The 10,582-nt window shown below is 45.3% G+C and carries 10 protein-coding genes; all 10 read right to left on the bottom strand.

Annotated elements, in window-relative coordinates; all coding sequences use genetic code 11:
- Nucleotides 1-2,558: HRDC domain-containing protein (locus NSB03_RS18850; RefSeq protein ID WP_257466575.1), on the bottom strand; the 2,558-nt coding region annotated here is incomplete at its 3' end.
- A 70-nt stretch (nt 2,559-2,628) separates the two neighbouring features.
- Entirely contained in the window at nt 2,629-3,525 is an 897-nt protein-coding gene (locus tag NSB03_RS18845) for a F0F1 ATP synthase subunit gamma (RefSeq protein ID WP_024988626.1), read from the bottom strand.
- A gap of 88 nt (nt 3,526-3,613) precedes the next feature.
- On the bottom strand, nt 3,614-5,197 hold the full coding sequence (atpA, locus tag NSB03_RS18840) for a F0F1 ATP synthase subunit alpha (RefSeq protein WP_172504311.1): 1,584 nt from the start codon (nt 5,195-5,197) through the stop codon (nt 3,614-3,616).
- The gene (locus NSB03_RS18835) at nt 5,197-5,757 is read right to left on the bottom strand and encodes a F0F1 ATP synthase subunit delta (RefSeq protein ID WP_024988625.1); all 561 of its coding nucleotides are present in this window, start codon (nt 5,755-5,757) and stop codon (nt 5,197-5,199) included. The genes atpA and NSB03_RS18835 overlap by 1 nt, the downstream gene beginning before the upstream one ends.
- Before the next feature lie 5 nt (nt 5,758-5,762).
- Nucleotides 5,763-6,266 (bottom strand): F0F1 ATP synthase subunit B, encoded by a 504-nt coding sequence (atpF, locus tag NSB03_RS18830; RefSeq protein ID WP_024988624.1) that lies wholly within the window; start codon nt 6,264-6,266, stop codon nt 5,763-5,765.
- A 4-nt stretch (nt 6,267-6,270) separates the two neighbouring features.
- Nucleotides 6,271-6,528 carry an ATP synthase F0 subunit C gene (gene atpE, locus NSB03_RS18825; protein ID WP_024988623.1) on the bottom strand — a complete coding sequence of 86 codons (258 nt, stop codon included), beginning with the start codon at nt 6,526-6,528 and terminating at the stop codon, nt 6,271-6,273.
- A gap of 54 nt (nt 6,529-6,582) precedes the next feature.
- Entirely contained in the window at nt 6,583-7,722 is a 1,140-nt protein-coding gene (atpB, locus tag NSB03_RS18820; RefSeq protein WP_172504312.1) for a F0F1 ATP synthase subunit A, read from the bottom strand.
- Nucleotides 7,706-8,140 carry a hypothetical protein gene (locus NSB03_RS18815; protein WP_024988622.1) on the bottom strand — a complete coding sequence of 145 codons (435 nt, stop codon included), beginning with the start codon at nt 8,138-8,140 and terminating at the stop codon, nt 7,706-7,708. Before NSB03_RS18815 ends, atpB begins: the two co-directional genes overlap by 17 nt.
- Before the next feature lie 16 nt (nt 8,141-8,156).
- Complete coding sequence (atpC, locus tag NSB03_RS18810; RefSeq protein WP_024988621.1) at nt 8,157-8,402, bottom strand: ATP synthase F1 subunit epsilon; 246 nt, start codon at nt 8,400-8,402, stop codon at nt 8,157-8,159.
- 12 nt (nt 8,403-8,414) lie between these two features.
- A complete protein-coding gene (atpD, locus tag NSB03_RS18805; protein ID WP_024988620.1) occupies nt 8,415-9,932 on the bottom strand; it encodes a F0F1 ATP synthase subunit beta in 1,518 nt (505 codons plus the stop codon).
- Nucleotides 9,933-10,582 lie beyond the last annotated feature (650 nt).

Genomic DNA, 10,582 nt, shown 5'->3' with positions numbered 1-10,582 from the left:
AATATACATAAAAGTTCTCTCATATCAGCGGATAGAGAGAACTTTTTTTTCGGTGGGGACTTTTTAGTCAGCCCCAATGCTGCTTTAATAGCAAACATCCCCATATATTCATGTTCTTCCAAATACTTCCGTATCTTCGCCAGATTTTCAGCTTTTACCACCTGTTCCACCTTAATCTTACCCGAACGAACATACTGTTCCAAATGTCCTGCAATCGTCCCAGTCACCAAATCACGCGCTTTAGCAATTTCCTCTATGCTCATCCCTTGACAGAACATTTCATAGCTAACAATTTTTGTATCTTTCTTCAGCTCTTTTTTCTCTTCCTTTTTCTTATCTTTCTTATGCTCCTTCGCTGAAATAAATATCTCCTTGACTTCCGGCCGTTCCACTTGATTTTCTTTCATATACTTACGAACAATCCCCAGAATTTCAAGCCCATATTTCTCCACTCCTTTCGTCCCGAAATACGGTATGGCTTCCAAAGCCGCCGGAGTGTCCGGCAACAGATTGACAATTCCCATCAATGCTTTCTGCTGCATAATGACATAAGCAGGCACATTGGCTTCACGCGTCTTTTCTGTTCTCCATTCCGCCAAAGCACGATAAAGCTCCGGATGCAGAATATCCGTAGGAACATCTACTTTCACTTTCCCGGAACGACTGCTTGCCGCACGTTCTTTCCGTTCTCTTTTCTCTCCCGGAACTCTGGAAGACGAGGCAGAAGTTGAAGAATCTTCTTCGAGACTTAACATAACTTTCGCTTTCTGCTTCAGATAATCCGAAACGGTGAAAGTTGACGTACATACGGTGTCCAATAAAGATTCTTTAATGCACAACGCATCATCCAGTGTTTGCAGACGTTCATTCAATTGTTTCCTTAATTCCCTATTGTCAAGAGGCATATTGGTCTTATCGAACAAGGCACGAACCGGTTCCAACTCTTTACGAAAATATCCGGCACCGGAACGGATACGTTCCTGCAACTCCTGATTTCCGGCATAATCTTCACTTTCATTTATCAACCGGGTATATTGGTTGCGAAAACGACGGGCAACTTCCACAATCCTTTCCTTCATGTGGGGTTCCAAAGCCTTGTATTCGGCAAGCTGCTTCGGAAAGAGCCTGTAAAGGTCTTCATCCATCATGCGGAGCAGCCGCTTATAAGCCTGCTCAATAGAATAGAAGTTAAACAAATCACTTAACAAGTCAAAGAAATAGGCCTTCTGCATATCATTCAACTGTTTGTTTCCCGGCTTATTCCGCTCCACTGCTTTTGTGAAGTTATCGACCACACTGTCGCTAATGATAGCCTCCCGGCGCAAAGGAGATTCCAGCACCATTCCGTCCAAAGTCTTGCATCGGCTCAAAGCTACATACGTCTGTCCATGCGCAAAGGAATTACGCGCATCAATAATGGCACGTTCAAACGTCAATCCCTGACTTTTATGAATCGTAATAGCCCAAGCCAGCCGAATAGGATACTGTCGAAATACTCCCGCTATTTCTTCTGTAATTTCTTTCGTCTCCTCGTTCAATACGTATTTATAATTCCCCCATTCTTCCTGCAACAGTTGAAACTCATGTTCGCTATCCTTTCCACGTACAAACATACCCGTTTCGTTGACAGTCACCACTTCTCCAATCATACCGTTATAATACCGTTTTTCCGAAGAAACATCATTCTTGAGGAACATGATTTGCGCCCCCTCCTTAATAGTGAGAACCTCATCCGCAGGATAGGAATATTCGGGGAAATCATCCTTCACTTCAGCACGGAAACTGTAAGCCTTCCCGGGCAAAGAAGCCAGCTCACGGTCATTGATCCGCTGTGCCTGATTATTATGTGTCGTCAGACGGATATAACCTTCTTCTTTTGGGGGTTGAAAATCTCGCTGATACCGTTTGTTCAACTCATTCAAGACTTCATCATCCGCTTTATTCTCCCGTATCTTATTCAACAGGGAAAGAAAAAAAGTATCACTCTGACGATATACCTTTTCCAGTTCAATCGTCATATAAGTAGTTTCCCTCAGCGCACGGCTGGCAAAGAAATAGGGTGTTTCGTAATAATGCCGCAACATCTCCCACTCGCTGTCTTTCACAACGGGCGCCAACTGCTGCAAATCCCCAATCATCAACAACTGTACCCCGCCGAATGGTTTCTCACGGTCACGATAACGCCGCAAAGTCGCATCCACCGCATCCAGCAAATCCGCACGTACCATACTGATTTCATCAATCACAAGCAAATCCATGCTCCGAATGATGTTACGTTTCTCTTTATTAATACGGTAGTGTATCTGTGCCGAGTTAAGAGTGGTATCGGGCACGAACGGCGCAAAAGACAACTGAAAGAAGGAATGGATTGTTACTCCGCCCGCATTGATAGCCGCAATACCCGTAGGCGCCAAAACAACCATGCGTTTAGGACTTTGTTCTCTCAATCGTCTTAAAAATGTAGTTTTTCCAGTTCCGGCTTTACCGGTAAGAAATAGATGTGTGCCTGTATTTTCTATGAACTGCCAAGCGAGTTGCAGTTCAGGGTTATTTTCCATGTGCTTCAAATTTTCAACAAAGGTAGCTAATATTCTTTTTCTTTCGTCTTGATACGAAAGAAAAAGAACATCATTTCATGGAACCGCCTACGATATCCAGCAACTCATTGGTAATCGCCTGCTGCCGACTCTTGTTATACTGCTTCGTCAAATCTTGAATCAGCTCGTTTGCATTGTCCGTAGCTACCTGCATAGCTAACGTACGCGCGGCATGTTCCGAAGTATTTGAGTCAACGGCAGCAGTAAACAGTTTTTGGCTCAATACCGTTGGAATCAAGTTGGCTATCAGTTCTTCGGCATTGGGTTCGATGATATAATCGTTTGCTATTTCATGCCCTTCCACTTCCTCTTTGTTCGGTTCTTCCTCTTCATTTATGACATGGGTCAGGTCGATGGGGAGATACGTTTCACGGAGAAGAATCTGCAAGCCCATAGATTTAAAGTGATGATAGATAATCTCTACACGATCCACCTCACCGGATACATACATTTCCATCAGGTGGTGCGCCAATTCGGCGGCTTCCTGATAAGTCGGTTTGTCGGAGAGCGTGGGAGAAGTTTCCTGTGGTTGGAACCCCATGCGCTTCACGGCCTCATCCACTTTCTTGCCTACCGGGAAAATCAAGATGTTGTCCTGTCCCAGGGTACGGTATTCGCCAACCGTTTGCAATAACATTTTGATGACGTTGGCGTTGAAAGCACCACACAGAGAGGTGTTCGAGGAAAAAGCGACAATGGCAACACGCTTCACTTCGCGTTCCTTCACATAAGGAGACTCGACAGGAAGGTCAGCGCTTAGGAAATTAGTCAGAATCTTGTTCAACTTCCTCTGATAAGGAAGCATATTCTCAATGGCTCCTTGTGCCTTGTGTAATTTGGCAGAAGCCACCATCTTCATTGCTGAAGTGATTTTTCGGGTACTTTTTACCGAATTTATTCTGGTTTTTACTTCTTTCAGTGAAGCCATAACTTTTTAATTTAAGAATTAAAGATGAAAAATGAAGAATTGTCGTGCAGTGCGAATAAAGACTGCAACAATTCTTCATTCCCCATTCCTACAAATATTGTTTGGCAACCATAGCAGCAGTCTCTTCGATAGCTTTAGTCACGTTATCATCAATAACACCGGTTCTCAATACATCCAATACATCCTCTTGGTGGTTCAGTTGCAGAGATTCGATGAAGCTACGTTCAAAGTCCTGCACTTTATCCAAGGGAACATCATGAAGAAGACCGTGCGTACCGCAATAGAGAATAGCAATCTGCTGCTCTACAGACATCGGGCTGTATTGAGGCTGAATCAACAGTCGGGCATTCTTACGTCCCTTGTCAATGGTCAAAGCCGTAATCGAATCCATGTCACTACTGAACTTGGAGAAAGCTTCCAGTTCGCGATACTGCGCTTGGTCAATCTTCAGCGTTCCGGCAACCTTCTTCATCGCCTTAATCTGAGCGTTACCGCCTACACGTGATACGGATATACCGACATTAATAGCCGGACGGACACCTTGGTTGAACAAATCCGTTTCGAGGAATATCTGTCCGTCCGTGATGGAAATCACGTTCGTAGGGATATAAGCCGAAACGTCACCCGCTTGTGTTTCGATGATAGGCAGTGCGGTCAGAGAACCGCCACCTTTGACGATGTCTTTCAGACTGTCCGGCAGGTCATTCATTTCGCGTGCCACTTCTTCCTGACTGATAATCTTTGCCGCACGCTCCAACAAGCGAGAGTGCAGATAGAAAATATCACCCGGATATGCTTCACGTCCCGACGGACGACGAAGAATCAGGGAAACTTCACGATAAGCTACTGCCTGCTTGGAAAGGTCATCATAAACAACCAATGCATGGCGACCGGTATCACGGAAGTACTCACCAATAGCAGCCCCTGCAAACGGTGCATAATACTGCAATGCTGCGGGGTCACCCGCCGTAGCGGCTACTACAATCGTATATTCCAGCGCCCCGTACTCACGAAGTGTATTTACAATGGAAGCAATGGTAGACCCCTTCTGACCAATAGCCACATAGATACAATATACAGGGTCGCCTGCCAGAAAATTACTACGCTGGTTGATAATCGTATCAATCGCAATGGAAGTCTTTCCTGTCTGACGGTCGCCGATAATCAACTCACGCTGTCCGCGACCAATAGGAATCATGGCATCAACAGCCTTCAATCCGGTCTGCAGCGGTTGGTTAACCGGCTGACGGAAGATAACTCCCGGAGCTTTCCGTTCCAACGGCATATCATACAAGTCGCCACCGACCAGTCCCTTGCCGTCCAACGGTTCTCCCAGCGGATCGATGACACGTCCCAGCATCCCCTCTCCCACGCGGATAGAGGCGATACGATTGGTACGCTTCACGATAAATCCCTCTTTGATTCTGTCCGTCGGACCCAGCAACACAGCACCCACGTTGTCCTCTTCGAGGTTCATCACGATTGCTTTGATACCATTGTCAAACTCCAGCAATTCATTCGCTTCGGCATTCCGTAAGCCGTAGATACGGACTACGCCGTCGCTCACCTGGAGCACCGTACCGATTTCGTCAAGTTGCACATTGGCATTGATTCCTTCGAGCTGCTTGCGCAATATATCGGATACTTCGCTTACTCTTATATTTTCAGACATTATACAATTCTCCTATTCTTATCAATAAATTGTTGTTTCACTCGCTTTAACTGCGTGGCAACACTTGCATCCAGCCGGTAGTCGTTTATATCGAAGATAAATCCGCCTTCGATAGACGGGTCTACCACCGTTTCCAGTTCCATTTGGGCATGTAGGATATGCGCGGCTGCGGAACGAATCCGGTCTTCCGTCTCCTTATCGACAGGCACAGCGGTAATCAACTTGCCGGTTCCGATATGTTTCAGTTTCCGGTAAAGGTCCAGATACATCAGGCTGATAAACTGCAGATAGCCCTCACGCCTGTTTCTCAGTACCAAAGTGATGAAACGGACAAACTCCCTCGTCGACTTACCGTCACCATCGGCAGCCGTACAGGCCAGTGCCAATTTCTCCTTCATTGTGATGACAGGATTTTCAAGTGCTTCGCGCAGACCGGGCTGGGCACAGAAACTGTAAGACAACATCAGGAATTCCTGATATACCCTGTCTTCCACACCTTTTTCCTGCGCGTATTCAATCATCGCTTTCGCATAACGCATTGAGAGTATTCCGACTTCCATCTTCCTTAGTTCTTATTCGGGGTTAATATTTCATCCAGCATCCGGTCAATCATGCCCATCTGAGCCTCTTTATCCGCAAGATTCTTGCGGAGCACTTTCTCGGCGATGTCGACCGAAAGAACAGCTACCTGGCGACGGATGTCGCGGATAGCTTCGTCCTTTTCAATCTGAATTTGTTGTTTCACCGCATCCAGTTCTTTCTGCGCGGCTATCTCAGCTTGCTTACGGGCCTCGTGAACAATCTTGTCACGTTCTTCCATTGCCTCCCTCAAGATGCGTCCTTGTTCCTTGTTGGCGGCAGCTACCAACGCCTCGCCTTCCTCTTTCAGTTTGGACAACTGAGCGTTGGCTTCCCTCGCCACCTCCAAAGACTGGTCAATATAGGTCTTACGGCCTTCCACCATCTTGATGATGACGGGAAAACCGTACTTCGCCAATATCACGAACACAATCCCGAATGAGAGGAACATCCAGAACAACAGGCCACTATCAGGTAATAATAATGACATAGGCTTAGAGGAAGAATACCAACAGACAAACTACTACCGCCAATAATGCCACACCTTCAATCAAGGCGGCTGCGATAATCATATTCATACGAATGTCACCTGATGCTTCCGGCTGGCGCGCAATAGCTTCCATAGCCGAACCACCAATTTTACCAATACCCAAACCTGCTCCGATTACTGCAAGACCTGCACCGATAGCTGCACCTAATTTACTTACTCCTACTGCTGCTGCAGTGGCTTGTAACAATACTGATAGTATCATAATTTTCAGTTTTAAAAATGGTTTATATTTCTTATTTACTCTCTTTTTATTTCACTATTTGTCTGCCGCCTTTACCTTGGCTCCTTCCTGTGCCAGTCCGATAAACACTGCCGAAAGCATGGTGAATACATAAGCCTGGATGAAAGCGACCAACAGTTCAAGCGCATTCATAAAGATATTGAATAACACGGAAGCCACTGTCAGCGTGCCATTCAGCGCGGGTCCCATACTTGCCGAGATGAATATCAGACAAGTGAGCACCAGCATCGCCATGTGTCCCGCCAGCATATTGGCGAAAAGACGAATCATCAAGGCAAACGGTTTCGTAAAGATTCCGAAGAACTCAATGAACGGCATCATCGGCACAGGCACTTTCAACCACCAAGGAACATCCGGCCAGAAAATATCTTTCCAATAATGCTTTGTTCCGAAGATATTGACTGCCAGGAATGTGCATATTGCAAGCACCATTGTGACGGCAATATTTCCTGTCACGTTCGCACCACCGGGGAAAAATGGAATCAATCCCATCATATTATTGATAAAGATAAAGAAAAATGCCGTCAGCAGATACGGGGCAAACTTCCGGTAGTTCGGTCCGACACAACTCTTGATGATGTCGTCGTTCACCATCATGATGAACATTTCCATGAATCCGACAAATCCCCCCGGCGCCTTGGCTCCTTGCGGACGTTTCCTGTACCAATGCGCTACGCTCAACACAATAACCAGCAGCAATACGCTGTTGAACAGTAAAGCGAATGTCACTTTCGTAATAGAAATATCCCAAGGGCGAACTTGCTCGCCTGCCGCATTATATTCAACCAATTTGCCTTCATACTTACTTCCTTCGGGAGCGATGGAGAGCCCTTCATACGTGCCGCCATTCTCTTCGAGACGTGAAGAAAGGAACACATGCCAACCTGTATTACCACTATAAACGATGATAGGTAATGGTATAGTAATGTGCGTTTTGCCCCATGTCGTAATGTGCCATTCATATGAGTCGCCGATATGTCCGAACACGATTTCCTTCACGTCCACCGTATGCTCTTCCTCCTCTTGGGGAGTAATCGCATCCTGCGTCTGTGAAGGCACTTCTCCCGCCTGTTCCTGTGCAAGAACCGGCAGGCAGGCTACCATCATCAGGCAGAACAGAACCAACGGAGCTACTATGTTATGCAACTGTTTCATTTTTATTCTTATTTTTCTTCTTCAGTTTCCGGTTCACTTCAAATGAGAAAAAGAACCAAGTTTCGAATATCAGATATATCAAATAGAACGAGATAAACGTCAGCAAAAATGCCTTGGCTTCTTCGCGTACGGCAAGGCAATAAATCAAGACCAGAATAATAGAAAGAATCATCTTTACCATCTTTATCGCCAGATACAACAGTAACAATTTCTGCGGGGCATGCAGCCGGCACGCATCGAACATATAGATACTAAACAACCCGAATAAATAGAAATAAACCGGAATGAACGGATATCCTCCAAAATAATGCCCCGGCAGAGCAAAGTGTAAAATAACCGCCCCAAGCGTCGCGCTTAAGATTGCAAACAAAGTATGCAAACCGATAAAATTCCGTTTCGTTTTAGTAATGTTCACCATGTCACTGTGTTTTTCTTTAGGAAATGCAAGCGGAAACCGTCCCGTCACTCAGTTCGACAAAACCACCCTGAATATCCATTGTATACTCCTCTCCTTCCATCGTCGTGTAACTCAGCGTTCCCGCTTTCAATGACGAGACGATAGGCGCATGCCCCGGAAGAATGGAAAACGAACCGATCGTGCCCGGCAATGTGACAATCTTCACATCTCCGTCGAATATGCTCTTCTCGGGCGATACTATACTCAAATGCAGTTCTTTCATCACTCTATGTTTTTATTTCTTTGCCTGTTCCAGCAATTTCTTACCTTTCTCTATCGCTTCTTCGATTGTTCCGACATTCAGGAAAGCCTGTTCGGGGAGATAATCCACTTCACCGTCCAGAATCATCCTGAATCCCTTAATCGTATCTTCAATAGACACCATCACACCCGGTACACCCGTAAACTGTTCGGCTACGGCAAACGGCTGCGAAAGAAAACGCTGCACACGGCGGGCGCGGTTCACTACCGTCTTGTCTTCCTCTGAAAGTTCTTCCATACCAAGAATGGAAATAATATCCTGCAATTCCTTGTTGCGTTGCAAAATCTGTTTCACCCTCTGCGCTACGTCATAATGTTCCTGGCCGACGATGTGAGGGTCGAGAATACGGGAAGTTGAAGCCAAGGGGTCGACAGCCGGATAGATACCGAGTTCCGTAATCTTACGGTCAAGCACGGTAGTAGCGTCCAAGTGGCTGAAAGTTGTTGCAGGAGCCGGGTCCGTCAAGTCGTCAGCCGGCACATACACAGCCTGTACAGAGGTGATAGAACCTTTGCGGGTAGACGTGATACGTTCCTGCATCGCACCCATTTCCGTAGCCAGTGTCGGTTGGTAACCAACAGCGGAAGGCATACGTCCCAAAAGGGCGGACACTTCCGAACCTGCCTGTGTGAAACGGAAAATATTATCAATAAAGAACAGAATATCCCGCTTCTCGCCTTCGCTTCCGGCGTCACGGAAAGATTCCGCTACCGTCAGTCCGGACAATGCTACGGAAGCACGTGCTCCCGGGGGTTCGTTCATCTGACCGAATATCAATGATACTTGCGATTTCTCAAGTTCGTTATAATCTACTTTCGAAAGGTCCCAGTGTCCTTTCTCCATACTTTCCTTGAATGCTTCGCCATAACGGATGACGCCCGATTCAATCATTTCGCGCAGCAAGTCGTTACCTTCACGAGTACGCTCACCTACGCCGGCAAATACAGAGAATCCGTTATGTTTCTTGGCAATATTGTTGATAAGTTCCTGAATCAATACAGTCTTTCCCACTCCGGCACCACCGAACAAACCGATTTTACCACCTTTGGCATACGGCTCGAGCAGGTCGATAACTTTGATACCTGTGAAGAGTACCTCTTGCACAGTTGTCAAGTCCTCAAATTTAGGGGGATTGCGGTGGATGGAATACGCGCCTTTGCGGTCGAGGTCTTTCATACCGTCGATAGAATCACCGACTACGTTCATCAACCGACCTTTAATCTGTTCGCCGATGGGCATTGTAATGGGACCACCTGTGGGATACACCTTCATGCCGCGTTGAAGTCCGTCGGTGCTGTCCATTGCTACGGTACGTACCGTATTCTCACCGATGTGTTGCTGCACTTCTACAACCAGTATTTTGCCGTTTGGCCTTTTTATCTCCAATGCATCATGGATACTCGGTAGTACCAGTTCTGCATCCGTACCTTCAAAGTACACATCGACCACTGGGCCGATAACCTGAGAGATATGTCCGATAATCTGTGACATAAGCAATCTTTTTATTTATATAATTCTTTCTCTATTCCTATTGAATCTTAATAGTATGGCAAAGAACGAATATTTCGCGCTTTATCTGTTTTACTACTATAAATAAACAGCTAAGTTCAGCTTTTGTTCATCTATTTTCTATTTCTAATAAACTATCATCAAAAGAAATAGTTAAATAAACAACGGTGCAAATGTAGAAACAAATTCAGGAGGTTATTCTTCCTTTGTCATTATTTGTCGTTCGATAACACTTATTAGCCCAAGAAATGCTACAAAAAGAACAGTTTTGAAATATTTCAGTTACAAATAGACTAAAAGAAACAGCCTATACTAATAAAATAACAATAAACTAAACAATCACCCGGAGTTTTCTATATATCCATTTAAAATCAACGCATTAACAAATGCCTAAAATAGTAGCAACGACAACTAGTTTTATGTTCGAACACAATGCTATATTCCTAAATCTCTTCATTGTTTAATAAAGATTAAATGAGTTTTTAATGTCAATACCAGTTAGGCTACTCGAATCTTTACCCAACCACTCAATCGAGGGTGTTCATACACATAAAGGGAGGTGTGTCGTAATGCACGATACACCTTCTTTTTTATTCATTACTATACAACTCGGTTCATTTTCTTTAAGCTGC

It is taken from the genome of Bacteroides acidifaciens (assembly GCF_024623065.1).
Classification (GTDB): domain Bacteria; phylum Bacteroidota; class Bacteroidia; order Bacteroidales; family Bacteroidaceae; genus Bacteroides; species Bacteroides acidifaciens.
This window is presented reverse-complemented; position numbering and strand designations above follow the sequence as displayed.

Excerpts from the sequence above, each read along its gene's own strand:
- NSB03_RS18815 (WP_024988622.1), bottom strand. The coding sequence starts at position 8,140 with ATGGTGAACATTACTAAAACGAAACGGAATTTTATCGGTTTGCATACT.
- atpE (WP_024988623.1), bottom strand. The coding sequence starts at position 6,528 with ATGATACTATCAGTATTGTTACAAGCCACTGCAGCAGCAGTAGGAGTA.
- atpC (WP_024988621.1), bottom strand. The coding sequence starts at position 8,402 with ATGAAAGAACTGCATTTGAGTATAGTATCGCCCGAGAAGAGCATATTC.
- atpA (WP_172504311.1), bottom strand. The coding sequence starts at position 5,197 with ATGTCTGAAAATATAAGAGTAAGCGAAGTATCCGATATATTGCGCAAG.
- atpB (WP_172504312.1), bottom strand. The coding sequence starts at position 7,722 with ATGAAACAGTTGCATAACATAGTAGCTCCGTTGGTTCTGTTCTGCCTG.
- atpD (WP_024988620.1), bottom strand. The coding sequence starts at position 9,932 with ATGTCACAGATTATCGGACATATCTCTCAGGTTATCGGCCCAGTGGTC.
- atpF (WP_024988624.1), bottom strand. The coding sequence starts at position 6,266 with ATGTCATTATTATTACCTGATAGTGGCCTGTTGTTCTGGATGTTCCTC.
- NSB03_RS18845 (WP_024988626.1), bottom strand. The coding sequence starts at position 3,525 with ATGGCTTCACTGAAAGAAGTAAAAACCAGAATAAATTCGGTAAAAAGT.
- NSB03_RS18835 (WP_024988625.1), bottom strand. The coding sequence starts at position 5,757 with ATGGAAGTCGGAATACTCTCAATGCGTTATGCGAAAGCGATGATTGAA.